We start from the raw sequence: 26,202 nt of genomic DNA, 5'->3' as shown, positions 1-26,202 counted from the left end.
AATGGCCCATGCGGTAGAGCCGGAGCCTAGTTTCCCTACACTATGATCCGCTTCGCGGAAAACGCGAGAGATATTTACATTCTCGTTCGCGGCAACGAAGGGTATGCCTCTGCGGGGTGTTGTCACATAAACTTGCTGTCAGTGATTGGAGCGTAGAGATGGTGGGATGAAGAATTCCGCCATCGCCTACAAGCGCCACCGTTTTCCGCAACAGATCATCGTCCATGCGGTCTGGCTTTATTTCCGGTTCCCTTTGAGCCTGCGACTGGTCGAGGAATTGCTGCTCGAGCGTGGCATCGTCGTTTCGTATGAAACGATCCGCCGGTGGGGTCGGAAATTCGGACCCGCCCACGCAAGGCAACTCCGTCGCAAGCCGCCTGCGGCCCGGGATGTTTGGCATCTGGACGGGTGGTCATTTCCATCGCTGGCCGCAAACACTGGCTTTGGCGTGCCGTTGACCAGGATGGTTATGTTCTTGAGGAGATCGTCCAAAGCCGGCGCGATACGAAAGCCGCCAGGCGACTGCTCATCAGATTGTTCATCAGATTGTTGAAGAGACAGAGCATGCCGCCCAAAGCGGATCATCACCGACAGCTTCGCTCCTATGGAGCAGCCAAGCGTGACGTGATGCCTGGCGTCGAACATCGATCCCACAGCCTCAACAATCGAGCGGAAAATTCTCATCTGCCGCTGCGAAAACGGGAACAAACGATGCAGGGTTTCCGATCAGCAGGCGGCTTGCAGCGGTTCATCTCGATCTTCTCGGCGCTTCGAAATCTCTTCGTCACCCCGCGTCACAAACGATCCGCCTTGGCAACTCACATTCACCGCATCCGCGCAATAGCGCATTGGAAAGCTGTGACGGGCGCAGTTGCCTGATCTCAGAGAGCCGCGGGTATAGTTCAATCACCGCTCGATAACGTGACAACTCCGTTCCCGATCATGCGGCACTAGGACCAGGATCATCATCATCGGAGATCACGATTTTTCTGGGCCGTGGCCGGAAATCGACCACTTGCGGGGCCTCGTCAATCAGTTCTGCGGCTTGCCGACCATCCTCTTTCAGGCGAGTTTCCGCCTCAGGCTGAAACAGCACGCTCTCGACCGTTAGAACCTCAAACTCTCCGTCGTTTCCCGGAATTTCGGTCTTCGCCCCAACCGCCAGCCCCAAGAGCGCCAGGCCCCGCATCGAACAAACAGAGAGGGCGAGTCCGAGCAATCCAACTGCCGGTTTATGGACAAGAACATGCGGTCCGGCCCTCACGCCGTTGATGGTGTAGACGAGTTCGGTGTCGATCGTCACCACATTGGCGGGAATGTCCTCGCGAGAAAACACCCTCGAACGGTTAAACTTCTCTCGAAGCACGGCCGCGAACGGACCCGGGCGGTCCCCCTGCCGTTCGAGCATGGACATCAAGACATTGGCATCCTCGGCGGTCAATTGATAAAAAGCTTTTCTGGACATGCTCATTTCTCCAGTAAATATTGTCGCTCACCTCGTCGATGGTCGGGGATACCGCAGCACCTCGATGAGGACCTCAGCGCAACCAAACTCGTATCTGGCGCGGCGGGAAGTTCGGGTCGCTACGTGAAATGGCGGTTTCGATCACCACGTGAGCCCCCTCCGCTGCAGCCTCAGGGCTTGGATAGCGCGACGGCAAAACCCCATCGAATACAGTCGAGCAGGCGTACGCGGTCCCGCTCAGGCGGTCGTAGTGGAGTTGAACGTCGACAGCGCCCCGAGACGGATTATTGGCGAAGGAATGATAGGTCATCGCGCCGCCTCACTTTGCGAAGGGTCGAGCCGGCTTTGTGCTTGCTCCCGGGGCCGTGCCACCAAATCTGCCGATCCGGAAATCGCCTCGAGCTTGCACTGGGGCTGGTCGACCCTTCGCTTAAGCGAATTGGTCGCGAGGATCTCAATCTCGTCAAGTTCAGGTTCCTCGAGACGGAGAACAGAACGGCCGACTAGGCCGCGCTGCGCGACGCACCCCGAACAACCAGGCGGGCTGCCCGGTGTCCACTAGATAACCGGTGTCCACTAGATAAGCGGTAGTGGGAACGTCGCTTCCGATTTGGAAGTCGACGCAATTATTCATCGTCGCCACCTTTCCAGGAAGGTTTGCGAGAATGCGACCGCGTCTCTTGCGGATCAAAGCCGTTGCCCGATCAAGCGGAGTGGCGTCATCAAGCAGACGCCGCAGGATAGCAGTATCCCCATCAGAAAATATGAGGGGCGGATGGACCGTAGTCATCGTAGGTCTCCTGTGGATGTGCCAACGCTGGTTCAACAGGAACGCCCTGTGCCGACCACGATGGGCAGCACAGGGCTACCTGCCTGCGGTGAGGCAACTTCCCCGGTGTTTTCCGTATCTGCTGTCGCGCAATAGCATTGATGTTCCTCAGGGAGATGTGCTGACGTAGAGGAGCGCTAGTGCCAGAAGCCAGTGATTTGTCTTTCGGCAACGTGCACCACAGTCAGCTCGTCGAGCTGACCGTCTAGAGCGACCGATCCCGACGGTATCCTCTGGGGAGTGCCCATCCGGCACCACGACGCTCTTTTCGAGTTTATCGACCAGGTCGGCGGACGCGTGGCGGTCCTTCGCCGAGGCAGCGTTGGCAAGGCGTACGAGCGACCAGTAGTCTGTTGCTCCGAGAATGGATACCTGGTGCCTTGACGAAGAAATACTGTTTGACATTGCTCGCGATGCCTCCGGTGCAAGCACGACGGTTGCCATGCATGCGATACTGTTGTGGAAGAATTGTCGGGCTATCAGCAAGCTTTGGTGCTGACCGCTTTTACCCATGATCCGGCAGACGACGATGGGCCGGATCCGGGGTTACGATCCTGCGATCGGGCAGACCCTGAAGGCTTCGATCGGGAATATGTCGCGGTTGTTCAACATGGTCTTTAAGATTGCCATTGGGAGCCAAGAAGTCAAGCCATCCGGCCTCGTGTCGGTATGCGACGCGCTGCCGCATCCAATTCAGCTGGCCCGGTCTCTTCTCCGAAAGGTCAGCCGAGCGTCCGCCGCGATCAATGTTGAAGTGCCCGGTATCCCAGGCAAACGCCAAACATAATCTGTCGCTGCGGTCGCAGCTTGGCAACATCGGGATAGCCAGACCTTGGGATTGAGGGAGTGCCTTGACTTCCCCCTCAGGAACGGCATCATCTCAGGACCATGACGAAGAACTCTCAATTTCGTAGCCGTCGCCGCCGCGGAGTGCGTCTTATCGAAGGACTCTAGCCCAGGGTTCTTCGCAGCTGTCGCGCACTTGAACCCTGGGATCGTCATCTCCGTCATTTGCTGGTCCTGCGCGACCCACACCCACAAGACTCTACTCTGTCAGTGCGGCCCGAACGGCTGCGTGAGGATGCATGAAAAATGGAAACCAACTTAGCTTTTGGCGTCAAGCCGTCGATCATCGTGCGCCAAACCGACCACTCCCGCCTTACGTCGCTGGCGCTGGCGGCACCTGGGCGGGACCTCGACGTGGCTGATGAGCTCCTCGCCGAACTCGAGCGGGCTTCGGTGGTGATCGACGACAGTTTTCCAATCGAGGTAGTGGGCCTCGGCTCTACTGTCTCTTACGAGACAGAACGTGGGCAATCGCGAACGGTCACTCTCTGCTATCCGGGCGAGGCCGACATAGAGCGATCGATGGTGAGCGTGATGACCCCTGTAGGAGTAGCTCTCCTTGGGCTCTCGTCCGGACAGTCGATCAACTGGAGCGGCCGAGACGGGCACGTCCATAGGCTGACTGTAAAATCAGTCGAAACTATCGGACCCGTTCACACCGGCTGACACGATCACGCACACAAACGGAAGTTCTACCACTTTCCATCCACCCGCCGTGGTACTGGGCCGTGACAAGTGTCCGGAGAAAACGGAGGTGTGTTGTCATCAAACTCTGATCCTAGCAAGCGCGTAGATTTGGCCGTCAATTGGCTGCGGACATAGCTGGTGGCTAACGCCATTGATGCCCGTGGAGAGGCAGGATGGAGGAACGGTCGGATGAGAATTCGTCCCTCTGGATTAGGCTGCGGCTTACCTGGGGGGGGCTCTAAAGCGCATTTTCGGCTGCTTCGCCGAGGCGCATTTTCGGCAAAGTTGGGAGGCAAAATGGTACGCGCATTACATCGCTCGACATCTTCTTCGCGAATTCGGCAGCCTCAAATCCACCGCTTGCTCACTCGTTGGAAGCATTGGTCGCACCACAGATCGCCGTGCCGCAGCCGAGAATGTCAACGAACATGACACTTCCGGTTTAAGAGCGCTGAGCAACTGCGCTTCCGTCGACCGATGCAGCCCATGTCGATCTCCCTCGAAGTCGCGGATTGTACTGCGAGAGACTGTTGAGCGGGCGGCCAATTCCTCCTGTGTCCACGCAAGGAAACCGGGTGCGGCGCGACATAATGCCGGCGTGAGGCTACTTCTACTGTGGCGAGACCCATATAATAGATATAGCCAAATGAGGGTAAAGCTTAAAGCTTTGCGGCCGCCACTTCCACGTCAGGAGAGAATCCAAGTGGGGTAGATGCAGCATCGACGGTTCTCGTGCTGATCGTCATCCTGCCTTTCGCAGGAAGCTTGCTGACGGCATTTTTACTCCGAACAAGTTCGAGAACCCTGCCTGCTGCTGTCAGTCTTCGGTATCGGCACCGGAAAGACCGTGTACTTCGAAGCCTCCCTGGTGATCGCGCTGCTTGGCTTCGTTGGGAGCGTTGCCATGGCCAAGTTCCTGATGCGCGGGGAAGTGATCGAATGACGTATTCCGCTGCCGACACGCCGGTTTGGTTGGCTCTTTTTATCGCCTTCTTCATTCTCGTTGGGGCGGGGTTGGCCTTGATCGGGGCCATCGGCTTTGCGAGACTGCCCACCTTCTATGAGCGCATTCACGCTCCTACCCTCTCAACGAGTTGGGGAACCGGCGGCATCATGACTGCTTCCATCCTGTTCTTCAGCGTGGCCGGAGGTCGCCTGATAGTGCACGAAGTGTTGATCGGAGTTTTCATCACTGTGACTACTCCGGTAACCCTGATGCTTCTTGCGAAGGCGGCGCTATATCGGGACAGGTTTGAAAACAATCCCAATGTGCCGCTGCTGAGCGGCCAGGTCGAACCCTAACGTGGCACTTCTGCGGTGGCACGTGGGGCACATGCAGGGGACGATGGCCGACAGACGTTGCCCCACACTCGGGTCTCGGTCCGGCGCGTCTCCAGGATGGGCTCAGCAAACTCATCGCTATTCAGCTCAGCCTAACGTCGGCATTCCAGGGCGGACCTCACTAAAACTTGGAGGAACCACCAGCACATCACTCTCGATCTCATTCACAATTCGAGATGCCACGCTGCCCAGGAGGAAATTCATCACGTCTGTGCGGCCATGGGTCCCAACAATGACAAGGTCGAGGTCCCCCTCGTCTACCACGGGGCGCAGGGCGTCCACCACGTCACCATCTCTCACAGTGATATCGAACCTGTTCCGCGCGGCCGCGCCAGCTGCCTCGACGGCGAACCTCGCGCATTCACCGATCGCGAACTGTTCAACTTGGCGCGTGTAAGCCGCTTTGTCCTCCGCCCACATCCGGTAAGGCGGATCGATAACATGAAAAAGTCCATGCCGGCCATTGGGGAACCAATTCAGGGCAACCCGCAAAGCGGTGCTAGACGACGCCGTTAGGTCGGTGGCCACCAACGTTCGTGACCTTGTGTTCAGGAGCTTCTTTTTCACCACGAGCACCGGAACAAGTGATGACCTCGCCAGAGCCCTGACGGTGCTGCCCATCGGCAGTGCGCCCAGTATCATGCTTCCTGCCAGGCCGGTGACGATCAGATCAGCCCGCTCTCTCGTCGCCAGTGCCTGAACTACTGTTGCCGGTCTTCCGCTTTCGACGTGAACGGACAAGCGAAGACCCTCGACCCCTGCCAGATCTTCACGCAGGCGCTTGGCGTTTCGGCGCGCAGCGACCTGGTGAGCATGGCGGGCCGAGGCGTTGGCAGCTACGCAGGCATCGTCGATTGCATGAACAGCTGTGAGACTGGCATTCCATTCGATGGCAAGCTGCACCGCACGATCCTGCGCGCGATCACATCGCGCCGTGAAGTCGGTGGCGAAAACAATATGACTTGGTACCTGGTTGACGACTGCATCGCCCGACACATCCAGTGAAGGATTGAACATGTTTCTATTCCCATGATCTGAGACGCGTCGGTCGCTCGATGCGGGTCCGGCACGTCAGCGGCAGGCTTTGCCGACCGCATGGCTACGTTCTTCGCGACCGCAGACCGACTGGATGTTCCAGCACAAGTTGCGGTTTCGCAAACTCGTCGCGTACAAAAGCAGGAGCTATGTAGATTGAACCCAAGACGCGGGAGCGACAGAACCCGGTCCGGGTCTAGTGCTCTGCGATAGAGCAGATCCAGATGCAAGAGCAGGAGTATATGTCGCGGGTCTTCATAGCGGCATCTTCGCCGGCGAGCATCAACGAGTCAAGTCGAGGGCACTGGGACGCATAAGCGAAACGGCGGGAACCCCGGTGATTCCTATGACGACGGCGATGCTGCGCGACCAGAAGATGACGCTACCCGACGCTGTCGGCGGCGAAGGCTTGCGTCGAGTTCTTTGTAGTTCGCAAACGTGAGCATCTGAGACGTCAGCTCGACACCTCGATTGACGCTTCCCGCGCCGCTGCAATATAGTCGCGCACGTTCTCGGGGTGGTCGGCCATGCTTTCGGCGAGCCTTAGGCCGGATTCTATGATCGCCAGGAGGTTCCTGAAATCATGGACAATACCGCCTGTCATCTCGCCCAAGGTTGAAAGTCGATACATTGCGCGTTCGCGCTGTTGGACCGCATGCACGCGGCTGCCTCGTGCCGCCTGCGATGGCCACGGATTGTCTTTCGGAAGCGCCGTGTCTGCCATGGTTACTAATCTCCTTGTTCACCGACGGTCGCAGAAAGCTCTCATTCCCCGTCCGATCATTCACCCGTCGGCTCCGACCTGTCGCCGTGGCTCTTTACACCGGCTGACTATGCGCTTCGCCATTATCTCTTCGACCATCGAAAACGCCGTGAGGGCCTCGTCCTTGATCAAAACACCAATCGGATCGAACCAGACATGTGAGCCATCCGCGCGATTCTGCATTCTGATCTCCACCACCTCTTGGGCCCCCACATCCTGTCGGGACAGGGAAAGGGCGGCGAGAAGCCCGCCACCCAAGCTCAGCACATCACGCCGCGCGACCGTCATTTGGCGACACCCGCTTCGCCGTCCGTTGCGACATGCCACAGCACCACATGGACATGTGGCTCTTCGACGCCCGGATGGCCGGCATTGTAGTAGACGTCGACATGGTCGACATGCAGCCGCCGGGCGCTGCAAGATTATCGAATGTCTTTTCCGGGTAAGATCCTTCGTCGGCAGCATATAAATCGTGCTGACAAGCTTTCGGTAGTGACCATAGGCAAGGAAAGGACCGGCAGGCAGTGTCGCCGGATCGACGAAGAGGTGGCCCCTGCCAGGCAAAAAATCAGGAACTTCACCAGTTTGCTGACCTGCTGATAGCCGGCGGCCGGTGGCGATTTTGCGAAGTCATCCGCTGCCCTGGCACAAACCGAGGGAGTGTAAGAACAGGTACGAGGAGCAGCTTTTTCATCGGGGAGATCCTTTTTCGTTAACTAGCGATTGCCAAAAGGTCGGCAGCCATGGGCCGCTCCGATCTGTCGCGCACAGCCATTGAAAAGCTATTTTAATGCTGTATTTCTGCACCGAGTAGTGGCCGCCACCATGTGCGTAACAATTGCCTCACACATAATGATTTCGCCATCCGCCGCCCCCAATTGGAAGTAGACATTTCGTTCGATTACAAACGCAACTGAGATTCGCCGTTTCTGCGGTTATCTTGATTTCAAACAAACTGCCCCCATCTTTAGAGCTATGGATATCTTCTTGTACGATCGAGAACCACGACGCCTTAAAGCAGGCCTCTAGCCCGGGCGCGAATTCACTGGCATCGCGTCCGGGTCCGCCAGCATCCCAATCCAATGTGACCCCCGCTGCAGACGGAGTGCCAAACGCGCTTCGTTCGCATGTGCGCGGCTCGGCTTTGAGGCAACCACGATGATATTCAAAAACCTGTCAGAGAAAGACATCTTCCTTGACGTTGTGACGCAGGGGAAGCATTCCGCGCTATCCAAAATCGCGTTTAATATTGCGCAGAGGATAGAGGCTGATGATAAAGCTGTTCTCCGTGGCCTTTGGGAGCGCGAAAGTAGCGGAGCGACGGGTATTGGCCGTGGTATCGCTGTCCCGCATTCTCTGCTCGATTCGATTTCAAAGCCTGTTGCGTCGTTCACCCGATTAGCCGCTCCTATTGATTTCGGCAGCGCCGACGGGGATCCCGTCGACCTTGTTTTCACCCTTCTTTGGCCGCGCTCTGCCGCTGCCGCCTTCCTGCCAGCGCTTGCACAACTGTGCCGGATGCTTCGGGCACCTCGGATCCGCGAGGGGCTCCGATTGGCACAATCCTCTGACGAGGTGATAACCATCCTAGATGGCGATCCTCGAGCGATCGACTGGCCAGTCCCAGAGCGAGCCGCCATATCGGTGTCCCTCAGATGAACGCGAAAGGATGCGTCCATCTATATGATGCGTATGCCCCGACCATCGGCGCCAAACACCCAAACGCGCTAGGGAGACCGGCGAAGGAAAATTGGGCTGAACTTTGGGACGACCTAGAACCGCTTCTGCTGAAAGTTCGGGAAGGTGGCGAGACCATCGTTGCCAAGGACAGGCCCTTCTATATCGAGCGGCACGGCCTACCGGAGTCAGTCTACTTCGATATTTCCTATTCGCCCGTTTCCGACGAACGCGGTGATATGCTTGCCGTGTTTTGCATCGTCAATGAAACGACGGAACGGGTTGGCTACGAGGCGACGCTCAAACGCTTGGCGTTGGTCGCGCGACAGAACGACAAGTGCATCATCCGCCGTCGCAACTTCCACGATTTCCCAACCCTCCGCACGGGGCGCATCAGCAATGTCCATACGGATGAGGATGTCATCTTCGGCCAGCAGCATCCGTCCAATCGACACTGGGGCGGCTGATAAGCTTAAATCGTCTGCCGGAATCACTGTCGCTCTCTTTATGGGAAGATCCGCGAAGAAATGCGTGAGTGCCGCGTTTGTTCCATGGAACTGTTGGGGATTGCGCGGCGAGCCAATCCATCCGGTCTCATCATGAAGACCGGCGCAGGCCATCCTGTCCGGTCGTCTGCGCCGTGACCAAACGCTATGGCGGGACAACTGCTCTCGCCGCGCCTCTGTTTTCGCCTGGTTACACATACTCCTTAGTCAAAAGCTCTACGGATCATAGAGCCGATCCAGCTCTTTCAGGCGCAACTGGACCTCGTCGATGGAGACCGGCTCTGGCGTTCCGGGAAGTTGGCGAAGCGTCGGTTTAGACTCGACCGCGTAGAAATGGGATGCCCATGCGGCAAGTATCGTCCGTTTGTCATCGGTCGACAGGGATGGCGCATTCACCACATCGTTCGGCCGCCGAAGCTGCATGCCTCGCATCAGAACAGTCGGCCCCAAGGCCACCGCACTATCGACCACCCGCTGTAACATGATGTCTCTCATGAAACGACCTCATTGCACGTGGGGATCGTTCTCGCTTGGCATGCGAGATGCAGCAATCGCGGGCCTTTCAGGCGCAAGAATTTCATGCTTTTCGGCGAATGCTGCGAACAGGCCGCGCGCCGTCTCCGCTTCGATTTCGCCGCGAAGCGCCGCCTGACATGCTTTCAGGGCAATAGAGTGTGCCGTGTCTCCAGACGACGCCGGCCACTCGACAAGGTGTCGGTAGGCGTCCATGACGCTGCGAACTTCCGCAGGGAAGCCCAAGCCGACAAGAATGGTGACAGGTCTTCTGAACAGATCGGGTTTCATCGCTCTCTCCTTCCCAACCCGGAATGTTGACGGGCGCCGTCGCGACGGCGCCCCGATTCGCTAGAACGAACTTAGTGGTCAAGCGACCCTTTGCGCTTCGATCTGGGCCGGAGCGGCCGAAGTCAGCGCCGGCGTGCTCTGGATCGAAATCTTCCGCGGCTTCAATGCCTCGGGAATCTCACGAACGAGCTCTATCGACAGGAGACCGTTGCTCAGATCCGCTCCGTTCACCCTGACATGGTCGGCAAGTTCGAACCGGTGTTCGAACGGCCGCCCCGCAATGCCGCGATGCAGATAACCATCGGCAGATGCTTCCTGTTTCTTGCCGGTGACGGTCAGAAGGTTGGATTGAAAGGTGATGTCGAGATCGTCCTGACCAAAGCCCGCCACCGCGATCGAGATCCGGTAAGTGTCGTCATCGGTCTTAACGATATCATAGGGCGGCCAGTCGCTGATCGAGCGGGCGCGCTGGGCGTTTTCCAAAAGATTGAAGACCCGGTCAAAGCCAACGCTCGAGCGGAACAGAGGTGCGTAGTCGTAAGATGTTGCCATAGCCATATCCTCCTTGAAGCAACATGGGTAAGATAGCGCCAAAAGCGGCGCTCTCGGTGATGCCAGCCCTTCACCAGCGACTGGCGGCAATCGATTTGGTTTTGCCGAATTTATGATTCAAGATCTGCGGCAGAAAAAATTTGCACCGCCTTCGAGCTGTGCCAACGCGTCAAAGCTCGCCTTGAATGCCGCCGAAGCATGAGAATTGGATCCGCTTAGCACCGCGCTTGGCATCGTAAACTTAACGGCAAAGAAGCCAGACCATGACGCCGTCCTATTTTGTCGGTGATGCCCGGCCGATTTTTGCCCACAGGTTCATCGCCGCTGCGCGCAATTCGCGATGATGGCTGGAGGGGATGTCGTGGCGCGGGATGTGGAACAGGTTGGCAATCGGGTCATGGAGACGAAGCGTTGTAGATGTCGCTGTGGCTTGAAGCGCTTCATGATCCGCTCTCGCCGCCGGACTGATTGGTGAGAATTCTCCGCCCGATTGTTCAGGCCTTTGTGGGAGCGATGCTCGACACCGGGCATATCTCCCGCTTTGCGGCGTCGTAGGATCGAAGCTTATCGGTGATCATCACCCGCGGCGCTCGGCCCTGCCCTCTCAGGAGCTTACGCATCAGGCGTTTGGCCGCCTTGGCATTGCGGCGGCTTTGTACCAGCACCTCCAGAACAAAACCGTCCTGATCAACGGGGCGCGCCACAGCCAGTGCGGCTTGCCTAGGATCGAAGTGACGGCCTCAACGAGGTGCCACTTGTCTCCAAGCTGGCCGGATGAGCGACGACGGATGTCGTTGGCGAAATGCCGGCCGAACTTCTCCGCCCACAGCCGGACCGTCTGATGGGAGACAATGATCCCACGCGCAGCCAGCAAGTCCTCGACCATCCGCAGGCTGAGAGGGAAACGGAAATAAAGCCACACGGCGTGGGCAATGACTTCAGCGGGAAAGCGATGGCGGCGATATAGCGGATCATGGTCTGTCATGACCCCTCATCGCACATCAAATTCCAGGTTTCGTTAAGTTGACGATGCCGTTTGAGGTCCCTCTCCATCATCGCATGCAGGATGCCCAGCACAGCCGTGCCGCCGCCGAGCACAAGGACGATGACGCCCGACCACCATGGCGGCGCTCCGATCAGGTCGAAGATTACGCGGATGAACGCATAGACGGCGACTTTGGTCATGACGCCGCTCATCAGAGCCGAAACGTGGCTTGGCGCAGCCGGATGTGCCAGCGGCAGCCAGACATGCAACGGGACGAGGCCGGCCTTGGAACCAGCGCCGAGCAGCAGCAGGATGAGCACGAGACCAGCCGTGAACGGCGTATGTTCGGACATCCGCATGGCGGCAAAACCATAGCTTCCGTCAGCCCCGGCAAGCAGCCCGAAGGGAAGCAGCAGCGCGAGCGTGCCGAAGCCGGCCATGACGACATAAAGATAGCCGGCCTTGCGGTTGCCGGCGTCGCGATGATGGGCCATCACCATCGCCCAGGACGCGAGCGACATAAACTCCCAGGAAATGAGGAAGGTGAAGGCATCATCGGCCATGATCACAAGGTTCATGCCGGCGAGAAAAGCCGGAAAAAACGGCAGCACCCGATGCGGCGCGTGTTCGTGACGGCCGTAGCCGAGACCGTAGAGGCTGGAGAGCGCGCCGCCGAGGTAGACGATCACAAGGAACAAGGCCGCAAGCGCATCGATCCGGAAATGGCTCCCGAGCCCTGGCAGGCCGAGAGGAAGGACAAGCGCCGAAGCTTCGCTGGCAGGGAGAGCCATGGCCAGATAGGCGAGCGCAATAACGAAAGTGACGGCGGAGAAAACCAGGCTTGCACCGTAGATGACAGGCGTGGACGAAGCCGACCGGGCGATCGACACGGCAAGCACGGCTGTCCCGAACAGCGCCGCCACACATGACAACAGGACGCAAACTGATGTCACGGATCATCCCTCGCTGCAGGAGAGGGTCTTGATGGTTCGGCCGCTCCGCTCTCGGATGGTTTGAGTTTCGCCCTGAGCCTGACGCCTCGCCCGCCATCCGTGCTGGCAGCCCCCTCGTTGATCAGCTCGACGCCGGCGCTTTCCAACGCCGCCAGCAAACGCATGAGGGAGTCGACATTGCCGCGCACCACATCGGCGCTCTCTTCCATGCGTTGAATTGTCGGGACAGAAATTCCCGCCAGATCGGCCAGTTGGCGCTGGTTGATACCGAGAAGGGCCCGGGCGGCCCGCATCTGAGCGGCGGTGATCACGACCGAAATATCGCTTATCTTGCGCAGACTCTGACAGTTGACGTCTATGATGTGCCTATTGATGTCTGAAATCAATATTTTGATGCGTCAGCACCGTTTTGACGTGAACCGCCGCTTGTTAAACCTACCCGGCTGGGAGTAGGAAGACGTCGTTTTCACACACCCGAAGGAGCCGTTCGTGACCGACGAGCGCCAATCTGTGCAGTCAGCCGTTGCTGCCCTTGATGACGAGTTGGGCCACTCGAGGGTGCCGACAGCGGAACAGTCCGCCGTCATCACGCCAAAAATATTCTCACAGAACAAAAGACATAGGTCGCCAAAAGAAGCAGCCTCAGCTTCCCGTCAAACCTGATAGCATCACGCCAATAGCTCGCCATACATGCTCATAAGACAGGGCTCTCACCGTAACGAGAAGATCGACCGCGGCCTCGCAGCCTCCCTTGCCGCGATCGCCGGCGCGCTCAACGCATCGGCTTTTTATGCCGTCGGTTTCTTCTCCGCCAATATGACCGGCAACGTCTCCACGCTGTCCGACCACCTCGCTGTGGGCCAATGGCTGTCCGCCCTGTTCTATGGCGGGATCGTGGCGGCCTTCGTGCTCGGCGCGGCTATGTCGACCCTGATCGTCAACGAGGGTCGGCGTCGTGGCATGCATGCCATTTACGCCTACAGCATTCTGGCCGAAGCGATGCTGCTTGCGATTCTCGGCTGCGCGGATCTTTGGTTGCTGGCTGCCTGGCGGGTGCCGGTGCTCGTTCCCGGCCTGGCTTTCCTGATGGGGTTGCAGAATGCCGTCGTCACGCGCATCTCGGATGCCCGTGTGCGCACCACACATGTGTCCGGCATGGCCACCGATCTCGGCATTGAACTCGGTATTGCCTTCGACATACTGTGTGGGCGCGAGCCGGCAACAGAGACCCGGCACAATCTGACCAAGCTTCGCCTGCACCTCTACACGATCGGTGCCTTTCTGATCGGCGGCATCTTGGGCGTCTGCATCTACCGTGCGGTCGGGGGCTATCTCCTCATTCTGGCGGCGACATTGCTCACGGCAATCGCGCTCGACGCAATCCGGCGGGCGAAACGGACATCACCTGGCCGAAGCAGTCTCCCATCGGAGATAGGATTATGATTTCTGGGAGTAATCCAACGGTCTTCTGAAGCATGTCGCGCAAAAGTGTGCAGCGGTTCGGCGACAACGAATTGCGTAAAAACAAAGACCTAAAGGCGACAAGCTTGGCGTTAGCCACGTCGATCTCGTCTCCCCTGACGATCCGGCTGACCTTGATCGGCGATGATGTAATCATCACTGTTGCCGAACCTTTTGATCCCGGTTGAGAGAGAATTGCCCGCGTTCAACGGTTTCGAACCGTCGTCTCGGCCGCGTCAAAGTCACTTATATAGCTGAAAACTCACGCTTGTCAAAGCTGACCAGAGGCGCGACATAGTCAGCCAGTTAGAGATGCGACACTTGCTCTGATGGTCAGCCCCCGATCCGGCCGGCTGGGCCGGGTTGAAAGGGCGGAGCGGGGGCGGGTGATAAACACGCCCCTTCGGCTTTAGCTTTCTCACTAGCATTTGTTCTTTTGCCGCTCGATACTCGCTGGCACTTGCATGGCGCAGTTGGGGATCAAAGCCGCACGATGCTTCCGGAAATCAACCTGCAAGGTGACGTCGACATCGCCGCGCTGTCACCACTTCTTCGCGGCATGCTTCTTTCGGTTGCCTATGCTGACGGTGAGGGTGGCATAGGATTGACGGCGACCGGCGCCATGAACCGCAAGTTCGTGCATTGGGCCGCTGTGCACTTCCTCTGGCCAGGATTCACAGCCGAGGACCTCTACAGCATGAACAAAGTTCTCAATGAAAGCGACATGCCGCCACTTTGGGTCGTGCGCGACATGGCCCGTCATCTGAAGCTTCTTCGCCGGAAAAAGGATATGCTGCTGCCAACCAGACGCGGCCGGGAGTTTTTGGTGAACCCGCAAGCCTTCTTCGATCTGGTCGCCACGGATTATCTCTATTCGTATGTCCACGCCACCGAGCGGGAAGAGGAGGTCCGAGCGCGCTTGCGCTGGTGGCGCATGTTCCTCGATCTTCTCAATATCAAGGCCAGAGAAGGTTGCACGCCAATGGACGTTGTGAAGATCCTCTATCCAGACCTGGCGCCTCTGTCGGACACCGAAATGACCATAGAAGCTTGGGAGTTGAAATCCGACCTTCAGTATGGCGTCTTCCAACGCTTATGCTGGCTCGGTTTGCTCTATGAGGCACGAGAGGGGCTCACTCTTCTGCAGGACGGATCCTTCCACAAGACGCCACTTTGGGCAGCTTGCCTGCAGTTGCAATCGGATACGCAAAGCGACATTGGCGTGCATTGACGATCTTATTCCGCCGCTGGCTGCCTCAATAACGCTTTCTCTCGCCGCGCAATCACCGCCGGATCATTCATGAAATCCGCCCTCGGCCCCGGCTTGCGGCCACGCTTCTGGTAGCCGTTGGCTGTGCTGCCGTCCGGTATTCCGAACATATGATCCGTCTGGCCGGTGCGGCGTGGGCCGTTCTTGCTACGCTGCTGTTCGCGTCCCGCCTGCAACTCGGCGACGATCGACAGCATGTCGTCCAGCCGCTTGTTGTCGACGACCTCGGCACGATGCACCGAGCGCAACGTATCGAACGTCCTGTAGGGCAGGGCAAAGCTCTCGTGCATGATCTCGAGCCGACCGTCCGGATAATCGCAGACAATCACCTTCTGGCCCGCCAATGGCTTGGAAAGCTCGGTTGGATCGAGAATGAACAGCACCTTGTCGTAGCGCAACGTCAGGGATTGCGACAGCGTGCGCACCTCCTTGCGGCACATGGCGCCATCGAGGTTCTCATGCTCGGCCAGCGGCCGGTGCATGTCCTTCGGATTGCGTGGTTGCTTGCCGAAACGAGTGTTGAAATCTGTAATGAACTCAGGCGCATAGGCATTAGCAGCCTCGATCGTATCGATGCCGCGAAGCCGCATCTCCTTGACCAACCGATCCTGCAATGTCTGGTTGGCACGTTCCACACGGCCCTTGGCCTGCGGGGTGTTGGCACAGATGATGTCGATGTTCAGCTCATAAAGTGCTCGACCGAACTGCGTCAGTCCGCTGGTCCGGTCCTTCTCGGACGCATGGGTGGAGCGGAAAACGCCATGCTTGTCGCTGTAGAAGGCCAGCGGCTTGCCCCAATGCAGCAGATAGGCCTTCGTCGCATGCAGATAGTCGAACGTATTCTCCGATCCGGCAAAGCGAAGATGTAGGAGCTTGCCGGTGGCGTCATCGATATAGACGAGCAGCGCGCATTTGGGACCGCGGTTCTCGAACCACCAGTGATGCGACCCATCGATCTGCACCAGTTCGCCAAAGCAGTCGCGCCGGCCGCGTGGCTGGAAAACCCGTTTCTTGCGTTCCCTGCGCGAGATCCAGATGCCGGCCTCGGTCATCCATTGCCGCAGCGTCTCCTTGGCGACCGAGATCTGATGCAGCTCAGTCAGCTTCTCGCGCGCCAGCGTCGGACCGAAATCCAGATAGCGCTCGCGGATCAGATCCAGCGCCGCATTGCGGAAATCCTCGCTGTGGCGTCGATTGCTCGGCTGCGATCGCTTCTTGGAAACGAGCCCGGCCGGACCATCCCGGTCGTAGGCCTGCAGCAACCTGTGGACCTGACTTCGACTGAGGTCGAGCAGTTTGGCAGCCTGGACAACGCTCAGGCGTTCATCACGGATCTTCTGGATGACTTCGAGGCGATGCAATTCTTTCTGTGACATGGTGATCATAAAGGACATGACGACTCCGACCGCTCATGGTCTCGACCAGGTTGAAGGTCGTCATCCTTGCTCCCAACGTTGGCTTTGACCAGAACCTCGAGAGGCGAGACTGTCGCATCTCTAACTGGCCCAACTGTCGCATTACTAAATAGCCGCTACAACGCTTTGCAGGGTAAGTTTAATTATGGAACTACAAGATTAACCGAACGGCAAATAACGCCAACTTGACGCCTTCAATGGAGACAAAACGTCGACTACTGGGGATGGTAGCACCTTGCAACACATCGATGCGCGAACTGGTAATAGGAATAGGTGCCGAGGGCCGGGACGAAAACTTGCCGCTGATGAGGCTTTGAGGCTGCCCTGCGAAGCTTCTTCGCACTGATGACACCCGCGTCGGGCCGAAAAACCGACATCCTCAACGCCCGGACGGCTGCGCTGCCGCGTGAACCGAGCGGGACGGCCAATTTCGCCCGCTTTCGGAAATTCACACATGCAGATGGCCATGTTCCCGGTTCGGTTCAGTCGATGGTGCAGGACGGCAATGGCGCGTATCTGCTGGGACGAACTCCCATAAAGGTCGGCCGGCGGACGCAAACTACTGATGATGGCAACGTTCACCGCCACCATAGAGAACCTAACCGAGGGCGTCTAAGGAACTCGGGCTATTCAATCGGACACCTGACGTTTCGGAGTGGAAGACTTGTTGCAGAACGATATTGAGCGCGCATTATGGATTTGAGTTTGCTAGCACTTTTCAAAGTGCGATTGGTTCAACCATTCCCTCTTGGCGGTCGGGTGCTCTGCCGCAGTATGATGCTGCAATCGATGGTGACGGTGCGTGGCGCAATGCGCTGAATTCCGTTGATATGGCCGAGCACGATCTCGCTGATAGCTTGCCCGATTGCGGTGGTTGGCTGGGCAATAGCGGTCACGCCCGGTGACATCTGCCGGAAAATTTCGACGTCGTCGAAGCTTAGAAGAGAAACGTCCTTGCCCAAGGCGATGTCGTGCTCGCGGAAATAGTCGATAACCGCAAGCGCAAGAACATAGGTTGCGGTGAAGATTGCCGTCGGGGGCTCGTCGAGTTGCATCAGCCGCTCGATGGCGCTGTAGGCATCCTGCCGCTTCCAGCTCGCACCGGCGATGTAGTTCGGGTTGAGCGGAATATCGGCGTCCCGCAAGGCATCGCTATATCCGGCCTGGCGGTCCTGAGCCGTGGTTTCGCGCATGCCTCCTGAAATATGACCGATGCGCCGGTGGCCGAGATCGATCAAGTGCCGGACGGCCCGGCGGGAGATATCCCTGTTCCTGGCAAAAACCCGGTCTACTTTGAGATAAGGCACGTCATTGTTGAAGAACACCACCGGAATGCCATGCTCGACCAAAGCCTCGACCTGTGTGCGTACCTCGCTGACGCCCGGCGTAACCACGGCATTGACCCGATGATTCTGGAAAAACTCCATCGCCATCGCCAAGGTCTTCGGGTCGCCCTCGTGCTTGTGAGTCAAAAGCACCTGCCCTTCGTCGGCAAGGTTTCTCGTCAGGCTGGCTAGGACCTCGGCAAAGAATTCGTCATAGTCCGGCACGAGCAAGGCGACCATATTTGTCCGCTCTGTGCGCATGGCCTTGGCGGCGGCGTTGCGGTTGTAATGCAAGGCGGCAATGGCCTTGTCGATCGCCTCGCGCTTCGTCTGCCGAATGATGATGCCGTTGAGATAGCGTGAAACGGTGCCGACCGACACGTTGGCATGACGCGCCACGTCGATGATGGTCGCTGCCCTGCGTCGTCCATCCGATCGAAATACCGTCACCTCTTTTTACCCATCTCTGCCGCGAATACGGTTCTGCACCAAGGATGTCTAGTCGTTTTCTGCTCAAAGCTCCAGACTCAATCAAGTCCACCAATGACGAGAGTGGAGTGTTGGGAATGACCGGCGCGCGTGCGCTCGTAACCAGTGCCTGCGCACATAAGCGGCTAGACGCCAGAGGCCAAGGAACTGAAATTGCGACTGGGCGTCGCCGCGCTGTCCAGGCATCCGCCTCCACATTTTAGCGTCAAAACCCAATCAGCCCATTGAATGAGATCGCGGCCTCTGCCTCTGCCAGCCGGGGAGATGTTGCACCATCATCCTCTGGCGCACGAAATGTTTTTTATAGGCAAAAAACAAACATATTGCTTTTGAGAGCGAAATAGACAACGTTTCAATTTACTGTGTAGGAGCACAGATGGCATTGAGGAGAGGAGAACCAAAAATGGATAATACCAGCGAAGTTGTGTCCGCAGCCCGTCATCCGATCGCGGTGACGCGCCGCACCATGTTGATGGCCGGTGCAGGCCTGGCCGTCATGGCCGGGTTTTCCCGTGCCGGGGCACAAGACGTGAGTGGAGAGATCGTCTTGCTGAACTGGTTCGGGGGCAGCGATTTTGACCAGATACAGCAATTGCAGAAAGCCTTTGTCGCCGCGCATACAGGCGTGACGTTCAAGAACGTCACATTGACCGGAACGGGTGACCAGCGCGGTGCGATCCGCACGGCCTTGCTCGGCGGACAGGCCGCCGATCTGCTGATCAACGCCTGGCCCGCCTTCCGCAAGGAGCTTGCAAGCGCCGGCTTGCTCCGCGACCTTGGCTCCTTGTGGGACGACGCCAAGCTCGGCGAAAACCTCGCCGATATTTGGAAGGCGCAGGGATCGAGCGATGGCGTCCTCTACGGCATCACCCATACCTATGGCGACCGATCCGCGCTGTACTACAGCAAGGCCGTCTTCGCAAAAGCGGGCGTTGCCGAGCCAACGACCTGGGAAGAATTCCTGGCGACCTTTCCCAAGTTGAGGGCGATCAATGTCACGCCAATCGCTCTCGGCGCCAAGGTGTGGTCGCATGGCGAATTTTTCGAGACGCTGCTCTTGCGTACGGCCGGCACTGAGGCCACGGCCAAACTGGCGGCCCATGGAATCTCCTGGACCGATCCCGTCGTCAAGGCGACATTTCTAAAATGGCGCGAGCTGATCGAAGCCGGCGCTTTCGGCGACATCAGCGTGGCGCTGGCCAGTGACGATGGGATGATGACCGACAACGTGCTGAAGTTGGGTACCTACGGATCCCACCTCATCGGACCATGGACGAACGGCTATGCCAAATCCACGCTCCACCTCAACGAGGGCATTGACTACAGCATCTATCAGTTCCCCGCATTAGGGGAAGGCCATGACGACACGTCGAGCATCGATGCCATCGAATATGTCGCCTTGAGCTCAGGCGCCAACCCGACGGCTGCGGATGCTTTCCTGGCCTGGCTGACGACCGCGGACGCGGCGAATATCATCGCCAAGGCCGGCAAGGCCTCGCCGAGCAACAAGGTGGATACCGCGCTCTACGGGCCCGTCTTGAAAATCGCCGTCGAGAACGTCGCCAAGTCCAAGCTGCAGTTTGTGCTCGGCGATCTTCTTCCAGGGGATCTCGTCGATGAATATCGTGTCCAGTTGCAGAAATTTCTGCTGGACCCGAGCGATGCCGGCATCGATGCCGTCATGGCGGCGATCGAGGCAAAAGCGGCGACGGCCTACTGATGGGTCAGCTCGCCATTGCTCCCGGCAATAGGGTGGTCGTCATCACGGATCCTCCGGGAGGCGGCGGCCGGCGAAAGCCGGCAGCTGCCACACGGTTCCGTCTTGGCGACGTGCCGACTGCCTACCTCTTGCTCGCGCCGGTCTTCATCCTGTTCGCGTTTTCGGTGATCTATCCGCTCGCCGAGACGGTCCGACTGAGCCTGTTCGATATCAAGGGCCTCGGCAAACCGCGGTTTGTCGGCCTCGGAAACTATTTGACGCTGTTTTCGGATGCCAGTTTCCCCCAGGTCATCGTCACGACGTTTAAATGGACAATTTTGACCACGGTGCTTTCGGTAGGCACCGGCTGGGCTCTGGCCATCGTCTGTTCGTTCGCGCCGCAGGCGACCCTCATTCCGCGTATGGTAATCTTCGCGGCATTTGGCATTTCCGAGGCTGTGACGAGCTTTATCTGGAGCGGCATATACCGTCCGGACGCGGGCGGAATGCTCAACGGCATCCTTGCCTTTTTCGGGCTCGCTCAGTTGGCACACCCCTGGCTCGGCGATTCGCAGACGGCCTTATGGTGCGTGATTGTTGCTTATTCCTGGGCGCAGGTCGGCTTGCCGCTGATAGTCATCTTCGCAGCCACTCAAGCCGTGCCAAGGTCTACCATAGAAGCCGCCTACATGGATGGCGCCCGGCCGCTTTCGATCATGTGGCACATCATCGCACCTCTGGCGATGCCCGGTGTCAGGGTTGCCGTCTTCATCAATCTTTTGGGCAGCCTGCGGGCATTCGACATGATCTACGTGCTGACAGGCGGCGGCCCGGTACGATCCACGGAGACGGTCGGTTTCTTCATGTATCGGGAATCGTTCACGCAATTCAAGCTTGGCTACGGTGCCGCAGCGACGATGATCCTCCTGGCGGCAGTGCTGATGGTCTCAATCCCTGCGATCATACAGAGGACGAGGCAGACAAGATGATTGGCCGAACCCCACGTTGGATTCCCGTTCTGGTCTGGGGAGTATCGCTCCTGTGGGCGATCCCGATCCTCGGCATGTTCATCACCTCGATCCGCCCGCCCGCCGAAGTGATTGCAGGGTGGTGGAACGTGGAGAAATTGACGTTGACGCTGAATGCCTGGACGACCGTCTGGTATAAATATCCCCTGGCGCAGGGTCTTCTGGTTTCTGCCAAACTGGCGGGACTGGCGACGCTGGGAACCATGCTCCTCACGCCCGCTGCCGCCTATGCTTTCCAGTTCCTCAGATTTCCTTTCCGGCGCACCATTCTCGTGATCATCGTCAATGCGTTCGTTCTGCCTCAGCAGGTGATCATCATTCCTCTGTTTCAACTGTGGCGCTCGGTCGGCCTGATCGACAACATGATCTCCGTCCTCATTCCTTATGTGGGCCTAAGTTTTGCCTGGTCGATCTTCCTGGTGAAGAATTTCCTGGAAGACTTCCCCAAGGAACTCATCGAGGCCGCGCGCGTCGATGGTTGCGGCGCACTGTCCACCTTCTTCAGAGTGGTTCTGCCCAATTCGCTCAGCTCGGTTTTTGCGCTCGGCATCCTGCAATTCCTGTTCTGCTGGAATTCCTTGCTGCTGCCGCTTCTTTTTCTGCGCACGAAAGCGCCCTTGCCGGTGGTGTTCTCCAACATCGTTGGCACACACGACCTTAACTACGATCTCCAGGCTGTGGCGGCAATCGTTACCACCGCAGTACCGCTGATCATCTTCATCATCTTTCAAAAACAATTCGCTGCCGGTTCGACCGCTCGCAGCGGGAGCAAGGAGTAATTATGCCTGCCAACAAGCCCAACAAGCCGCTGCGGTATCGCCAGATCCATCTCGATTTCCACACATCCGAGCACATTCCCGCAGTCGGTGCCGAATTCGATGCAAAGGACTTTGTAGCCACTCTCAAGACAGCGCATGTCGATTCGATCACTATCTTCGCAAAGTGCCACCATGGGTGGTCATACTATCCGACGAAAGTCGGTTTCCCCCATCCCCATCTCGTCCGCCCTGATCTGATGGGTGAGATGTTGGAGGCCTGTACAGCCGCCGATATCGAAGCACCAATCTACATCACGGTTCAGTGGGACGAACGTGCGGCGCGCGAGCGGCCGGAATGGCGGGTGGTTGCCGCCAACAACGGCCGGTTCCCACACAGCCTGGTGGAGGATCGCTCGGCCCTCAAGCAGCTCAGCCCGGCTTGGCACACGATCTGCCTGAACCATAAGGAATATCGCGACCATGTGCTCGCTCAGGCGCGCGAGGTGGCCACCCACTATCCGACGCAAGGTCTGTTCTTCGATATTGTCGGGTCGCATGATTGCGTGTGCAATGCCTGCATAAAGCGGATGAACATGAATGGCCTCGACCCGATGAGCGCCAGGGATCGGCTTGTCAACGATGAGGCCGTCAACGAACAGTTTCGCCACGAGATCAGCTCTGCACTGTTCGAGGAGTTTCCGGGCCTGCGGGTTTTCTACAATTGCGGCCATATCCCGAAGCAGGGCAAACAGCGCTTCTCCAGCTATACGCATCTTGAGATCGAAAGCCTGCCGACCGGCGGTTGGGGCTACGATCATTTCCCGTCCAGCGCCCGCTATGCAGCGCCGTTAGGTTTTGACTTTCTCGGCCAGACCGGAAAGTTCCATACCAGTTGGGGCGAGTTCGGCGGCTTTAAGCATCCGCATGCGCTGGAATACGAGATCATGCAGATGGCGGCGCTGGGCGCCAAATGCCTTGTCGGCGACCAGCTTCATGCCAGCGGTGCCATCAATCATGATACCTATCGCTCGATCGCGCCGGCCTATGCGCGGGTGGAAAAGATGGAGCCGTTTCTGCGCGGAGCCATACAAGTTTCGGAAATCGCCATTCTTGCCGCAGAGCATTATCATCCAGGCACCGAACGGAATCACGGCAGTGACGATGGCGCCGCGCAAATGCTGCTGGAACTGAAGCGCCCGTTCGACGTCATCGACGGCTTTTCGGCCTTTGAGCCCTATCGGCTGCTGATCCTGCCTGACGACGTCCCCGTCGATGATGTCCTACTGAAAAAGCTTCAAGCCTACACGCGACAGGGCGGCAAGCTTCTCCTGTCGGGAAAATCAGGCCTCGCTCCGGATGGCCAGGCCTTTGCGGTCAATGCGGGAATCAAACTGGCGGGACAGCCAGTCGGCTTCACGCCATCCTACATCAGCGCTAGAAAGGGCCTGGATGAAGGGCTGCCCGAAAGCCCGTTCATCGCCTATGCCATGGCGCAGTCCGTATCGGCGGCGGGAGCGACGGTGCTGGCCGATATCGTGCCGCCTTATTTCAACCGTTCGTTCCAGCACTTCTCGTCGCATCAGCATGCGCCGGATGACGTGGCGGCCAAGCCTCTAGGGCCTGCCGTCACCGAGTATGAGGGGATCGCCTATATCGCCTATCCCATTTTCCAACTTTATCACGATATCGGTCAGCCGCTCTACCGGTACATCGTCCGCGGGCTTATGGAGCGGCTGGTGCCGAAACCTTCCTTCACGACCGACCTGCCGTCGGCGGGGCGGGCGACCCTGACGCACCAGGAGGAGGAAAACAGACACGTGCTGCATCTGCTGTTCGCCACACCGCAGATACGCGGCAAGGCGGTTGGCAGTCCTGATGGCACGACCCGCGTGATGGAGATGATCGAGGACATACCGGCGATCGGCCCCGTATCTGCGGCGGTGCGACTGGGGTCGCTGCCACGCCGCGTCTTCGATGCCGCATCGGGCGAGGACCTCGCATGGCAGGATCAAGGAGACGGCGTTGTCAACGTGGTGCTGCCGGGCCTGCATATCCATCGTGCCATCGTGTTCGACGGCGCCGCTTAATTAGATGCGGGCGCCGGCTTTCGGCGCCCGCATCTGGTTTCCGATTGACACTCCGAATGGGGAATGAACGATGGCGCGTGTCCAACTGCGGGATATCGGCAAATCATACGGCGAAGTCTCGGTGATCGAGGGATTGAATCTCGACATCGAAGACGGCGCGTTCACTGTTTTCGTCGGCCCGTCCGGCTGCGGAAAATCTACGCTTTTGCGGATGATCGCGGGTCTTGAGGCCATTTCGAGCGGCGATATGGAGATCGACGGACGAAGGGTGAACGATGCCGATCCCATCGAGCGCGGCGTCGCGATGGTATTCCAGAACTATGCGCTTTATCCGCACATGACGGTTGAACAGAATATCAGTTTTTCACTTCGAATGGCGCGCCTGCCGAAGGCGGAGATTGGCCGCCGCGTGGCGGCAGCCGCTACGACTCTACAGATCGGGCCGTTGCTGAAGCGCCGTCCGTCGCAGTTGTCGGGCGGTCAGCGCCAGCGCGTCGCCATTGGCCGCGCGATCGTGCGCGATCCGGAGGTCTTTTTGTTCGACGAGCCTTTGTCCAATCTCGATGCGGAACTTCGCGTCACGATGCGCGTCGAGATTGCCAAGCTGCACCGGCAAATTCGCTCGACCATGATCTATGTCACCCATGACCAGACAGAGGCGATGACGCTCGCTGACAAGATAGTCGTTTTGCGCGAGGGGAAGGTGGAGCAGATGGGGTCGCCGGAGCAACTTTACGAAAATCCGGCAAACATGTTTGTGGCGGGTTTCATAGGCTCGCCCAGAATGAATTTCGTGCCCGGACGTATCGCAGGTGGGACGCTTCGCCTAGCCGGCGGGGAAACATGGCCGGTCGGGGCACCCGAGGGAGAAGTCATGGTCGGATTGCGGCCGGAACATTTCGTGCCCGCCGATGCCAGCCCAACCCGAATAATGCTCAATGTCGATGTCGTCGAAAATCTCGGGGGAACGCGCTACCTCTATGGTACGACCGCAGGGGGAGAGAACCTGGTCGTCGAGGCACGCGAGCAGACGGGCGTAAAGCCGGGCGACAGGTTGGAAGTCGGTCTTCCCCTCAAGCGCGTGCACCTGTTCACGCCAGGCGGGAAACGTCTTGCATAGGCGGCTTGGCAGGCTTGCGATTAAAAGCGACTTGGGTACACATCAATGTCGAAGGACGTTGGTGCAGCGATCGCGGTTTGAGCGGATTTCGAACTTTGATGGCGAGGTTATGCCGTTTCTGTCTTGCAGCGGACGGATTTCGGGTGTGCACAATCGAGCATGCGATTGAGANGCGGTTTGAGCGGATTTCGAACTTTGATGGCGAGGTTATGCCGTTTCTGTCTTGCAGCGGACGGATTTCGGGTGTGCACAATCGAGCATGCGATTGAGAACGGCGCAGCCGAGGGCAACTTCCGTCTGCTGGGCACCGAAGGATCGTGCCCGCAATCGGKGTCCAATGATAGACTTGTAGCGGCCGATGGTGGTTTCGACCAGGGACCGCCTGCCGTAGCCGGTCGTCACTTGCCACTTCATCCGASCCATGGCCTTGATCGCCGCGATATGATGGTCTCGTTGAGTTCGAAGCGCGGCATCCGGCTGTTCCTGTCGTTTGGCAGTTAACCGTGAGATTGCCGCAGTTGTTTTGGGAGCGGGAAAAACGTGGGGGTAAGAATCTTCGGATAGTCGAGAGCTTTTTGGAAAGGGCACGCGTTGTCAGCGCAATTGAAGATGAACATCTGGGTCGAGCTTGTTGGTGTGCGCGTGCCACGGTGGTGCAGCTGTGCATGCGGAAAGGCGCAAGATTCGCGCACATCCAGCCTCGAGACATTGCTGAATGGAAGAGCAACACCAGAATTGGAGCGAATTCAGGCGGAACTGGGCTCTCGGCTATCCTTTCGAGAAGCAGCCCGCGTGCTGGACCTTGTCCAATGATAGACTTGTAGCGGCCGATGGTGGTTTCGACCAGGGACCGCCTGCCGTAGCCGGTCGTCACTTGCCACTTCATCCGACCCATGGCCTTGATCGCCGCGATATGATGGTCTCGTTGAKTTCGAAGCRCGGCATCCGGCTGTTCCACCGCGTTTGAGCGCGGGGGAATGACGATGGCAGCATCGGCACTATGCCGGCTGACGGCTTCATAGGTCGGGTCGCCGTCATAGGCGCCATCGGCCGTAAACTGGCCAATCGGTGCGTCGATCTGATCGAGCAGCGGTTCGACCTGGGAAG

21 protein-coding genes and 8 pseudogenes are annotated in these 26,202 nt (G+C 58.3%); 14 read left to right on the top strand and 15 right to left on the bottom strand.

From position 1 onward, the window contains the following. Window positions 1–166: 166 nt before the first annotated feature. A pseudogene (locus tag ASC97_RS09555) lies at window positions 167–879 on the top strand (IS6 family transposase). A gap of 61 nt (window positions 880–940) precedes the next feature. Here the strand turns inward: ASC97_RS09555 and ASC97_RS09550 are convergent. Beyond that, window positions 941–1,465 carry a hypothetical protein gene (locus tag ASC97_RS09550; RefSeq protein ID WP_057468127.1) on the bottom strand — a complete coding sequence of 175 codons (525 nt, stop codon included), beginning with the start codon at window positions 1,463–1,465 and terminating at the stop codon, window positions 941–943. Window positions 1,466–3,386: 1,921 nt separating this feature from the next. On the opposite strand from ASC97_RS09550, the gene rnk reads away from it, so the two are divergent. Continuing rightward, entirely contained in the window at window positions 3,387–3,806 is a 420-nt protein-coding gene (gene rnk / locus ASC97_RS09540) for a nucleoside diphosphate kinase regulator (RefSeq protein ID WP_057468125.1), read from the top strand. 385 nt (window positions 3,807–4,191) lie between these two features. Here rnk and ASC97_RS35160 read toward each other — a convergent pair. Continuing rightward, window positions 4,192–4,475, bottom strand: a pseudogene (locus tag ASC97_RS35160) (transcriptional regulator). Between the two features lie 160 nt (window positions 4,476–4,635). Here ASC97_RS35160 and ASC97_RS09535 point away from each other — a divergent pair. Together ASC97_RS09535 and mnhG are read left to right on the top strand one after the other, a co-directional pair. After that, window positions 4,636–4,770: pseudogene (locus ASC97_RS09535) on the top strand (monovalent cation/H+ antiporter complex subunit F); the annotation flags it as partial. Next, on the top strand, window positions 4,767–5,129 hold the full coding sequence (gene mnhG, locus ASC97_RS09530) for a monovalent cation/H(+) antiporter subunit G (protein ID WP_057468124.1): 363 nt from the start codon (window positions 4,767–4,769) through the stop codon (window positions 5,127–5,129). The pseudogene ASC97_RS09535 and the gene mnhG, both read left to right, overlap by 4 nt. A gap of 126 nt (window positions 5,130–5,255) precedes the next feature. On the opposite strand, the gene ASC97_RS09525 is transcribed toward mnhG, so the two are convergent. From ASC97_RS09525 to ASC97_RS09515, 3 genes are all read right to left on the bottom strand, one after another. After that, window positions 5,256–6,185, bottom strand: coding sequence for a universal stress protein (locus ASC97_RS09525; protein ID WP_057468123.1), 930 nt, complete (start codon window positions 6,183–6,185; stop codon window positions 5,256–5,258). 472 nt (window positions 6,186–6,657) lie between these two features. After that, a complete protein-coding gene (locus ASC97_RS09520) occupies window positions 6,658–6,927 on the bottom strand; it encodes a hypothetical protein (protein WP_057468122.1) in 270 nt (89 codons plus the stop codon). Between the two features lie 60 nt (window positions 6,928–6,987). After that, window positions 6,988–7,254, bottom strand: a complete 267-nt coding sequence (locus tag ASC97_RS09515) for a hypothetical protein (protein ID WP_057468121.1) — start codon at window positions 7,252–7,254, stop codon at window positions 6,988–6,990. Window positions 7,255–8,124: 870 nt separating this feature from the next. Here ASC97_RS09515 and ASC97_RS09510 point away from each other — a divergent pair. Then, window positions 8,125–8,625, top strand: coding sequence for a PTS sugar transporter subunit IIA (locus ASC97_RS09510; RefSeq protein ID WP_057468120.1), 501 nt, complete (start codon window positions 8,125–8,127; stop codon window positions 8,623–8,625). A 26-nt stretch (window positions 8,626–8,651) separates the two neighbouring features. Beyond that, window positions 8,652–8,990: pseudogene (locus tag ASC97_RS09505) on the top strand (PAS domain-containing protein); the annotation flags it as partial. 375 nt (window positions 8,991–9,365) lie between these two features. Here the strand turns inward: ASC97_RS09505 and ASC97_RS09500 are convergent. From ASC97_RS09500 to ASC97_RS09475, 6 genes and pseudogenes are all read right to left on the bottom strand, one after another. After that, complete coding sequence (locus ASC97_RS09500) at window positions 9,366–9,644, bottom strand: hypothetical protein (RefSeq protein ID WP_057468118.1); 279 nt, start codon at window positions 9,642–9,644, stop codon at window positions 9,366–9,368. Between the two features lie 9 nt (window positions 9,645–9,653). Beyond that, a complete protein-coding gene (locus ASC97_RS09495) occupies window positions 9,654–9,953 on the bottom strand; it encodes a DUF982 domain-containing protein (protein WP_057468117.1) in 300 nt (99 codons plus the stop codon). A 78-nt stretch (window positions 9,954–10,031) separates the two neighbouring features. Further along, window positions 10,032–10,505: an Hsp20 family protein gene (locus ASC97_RS09490; RefSeq protein ID WP_057468116.1), complete on the bottom strand. Its 474-nt coding sequence runs from the start codon at window positions 10,503–10,505 to the stop codon at window positions 10,032–10,034. Window positions 10,506–10,779: 274 nt separating this feature from the next. Then, window positions 10,780–11,490, bottom strand: a pseudogene (locus ASC97_RS09485) (IS6 family transposase). 47 nt (window positions 11,491–11,537) lie between these two features. Next, window positions 11,538–12,443, bottom strand: a pseudogene (locus ASC97_RS09480) (proton-conducting transporter transmembrane domain-containing protein); the annotation flags it as partial. Beyond that, entirely contained in the window at window positions 12,440–12,829 is a 390-nt protein-coding gene (locus ASC97_RS09475) for a helix-turn-helix domain-containing protein (RefSeq protein ID WP_057468115.1), read from the bottom strand. The gene ASC97_RS09475 and the pseudogene ASC97_RS09480, both read right to left, overlap by 4 nt. 304 nt (window positions 12,830–13,133) lie before the next feature. Between ASC97_RS09475 and ASC97_RS09470 the strand changes: the two genes are divergently transcribed. The 3 genes from ASC97_RS09470 (at window position 13,134) to ASC97_RS09465 (ending at window position 15,135) form a co-directional block, all read left to right on the top strand. Then, window positions 13,134–13,886 carry a YoaK family protein gene (locus tag ASC97_RS09470; RefSeq protein ID WP_057468114.1) on the top strand — a complete coding sequence of 251 codons (753 nt, stop codon included), beginning with the start codon at window positions 13,134–13,136 and terminating at the stop codon, window positions 13,884–13,886. A 32-nt stretch (window positions 13,887–13,918) separates the two neighbouring features. Beyond that, entirely contained in the window at window positions 13,919–14,092 is a 174-nt protein-coding gene (locus ASC97_RS33870) for a hypothetical protein (protein WP_156390339.1), read from the top strand. 305 nt (window positions 14,093–14,397) lie between these two features. Then, window positions 14,398–15,135, top strand: coding sequence for a hypothetical protein (locus tag ASC97_RS09465; RefSeq protein WP_057468113.1), 738 nt, complete (start codon window positions 14,398–14,400; stop codon window positions 15,133–15,135). A gap of 5 nt (window positions 15,136–15,140) precedes the next feature. On the opposite strand, the gene ASC97_RS09460 is transcribed toward ASC97_RS09465, so the two are convergent. After that, window positions 15,141–16,568 (bottom strand): ISNCY family transposase, encoded by a 1,428-nt coding sequence (locus ASC97_RS09460; protein WP_057468112.1) that lies wholly within the window; start codon window positions 16,566–16,568, stop codon window positions 15,141–15,143. Between the two features lie 755 nt (window positions 16,569–17,323). After that, window positions 17,324–18,364: a LacI family DNA-binding transcriptional regulator gene (locus tag ASC97_RS09455; RefSeq protein ID WP_057468111.1), complete on the bottom strand. Its 1,041-nt coding sequence runs from the start codon at window positions 18,362–18,364 to the stop codon at window positions 17,324–17,326. 442 nt (window positions 18,365–18,806) lie between these two features. Between ASC97_RS09455 and ASC97_RS09450 the strand changes: the two genes are divergently transcribed. The 5 genes from ASC97_RS09450 to ASC97_RS09430 all read left to right on the top strand — a co-directional run bounded on the left by ASC97_RS09450 (window position 18,807) and on the right by ASC97_RS09430 (window position 25,095). Continuing rightward, a complete protein-coding gene (locus ASC97_RS09450; RefSeq protein ID WP_057468110.1) occupies window positions 18,807–20,123 on the top strand; it encodes an ABC transporter substrate-binding protein in 1,317 nt (438 codons plus the stop codon). Then, on the top strand, window positions 20,123–21,091 hold the full coding sequence (locus ASC97_RS09445) for a carbohydrate ABC transporter permease (RefSeq protein WP_082529938.1): 969 nt from the start codon (window positions 20,123–20,125) through the stop codon (window positions 21,089–21,091). The genes ASC97_RS09450 and ASC97_RS09445 overlap by 1 nt, the downstream gene beginning before the upstream one ends. Then, a complete protein-coding gene (locus tag ASC97_RS09440) occupies window positions 21,088–21,909 on the top strand; it encodes a carbohydrate ABC transporter permease (RefSeq protein ID WP_057468109.1) in 822 nt (273 codons plus the stop codon). The genes ASC97_RS09445 and ASC97_RS09440 overlap by 4 nt, the downstream gene beginning before the upstream one ends. Before the next feature lie 2 nt (window positions 21,910–21,911). Then, the gene (locus ASC97_RS09435; protein WP_057468108.1) at window positions 21,912–23,975 is read left to right on the top strand and encodes an alpha-L-fucosidase; all 2,064 of its coding nucleotides are present in this window, start codon (window positions 21,912–21,914) and stop codon (window positions 23,973–23,975) included. Window positions 23,976–24,045: 70 nt separating this feature from the next. Beyond that, window positions 24,046–25,095, top strand: coding sequence for an ABC transporter ATP-binding protein (locus ASC97_RS09430; protein ID WP_057468107.1), 1,050 nt, complete (start codon window positions 24,046–24,048; stop codon window positions 25,093–25,095). Between the two features lie 207 nt (window positions 25,096–25,302). Here the strand turns inward: ASC97_RS09430 and ASC97_RS09425 are convergent. Both ASC97_RS09425 and ASC97_RS32775 read right to left on the bottom strand, forming a co-directional pair. Continuing rightward, a pseudogene (locus ASC97_RS09425) lies at window positions 25,303–25,551 on the bottom strand (IS5/IS1182 family transposase); the annotation flags it as partial. A 346-nt stretch (window positions 25,552–25,897) separates the two neighbouring features. Continuing rightward, window positions 25,898–26,202 (bottom strand): annotated as a pseudogene (locus ASC97_RS32775) (transposase); the annotation flags it as partial.

It is taken from the genome of Rhizobium sp. Root1203, from assembly GCF_001424945.1.
Taxonomy (GTDB): Bacteria; Pseudomonadota; Alphaproteobacteria; order Rhizobiales; family Rhizobiaceae; genus Rhizobium.
The sequence above is the reverse complement of the archived record's forward strand: the minus strand, read 5'-3'. Positions and strand labels throughout refer to the sequence as shown.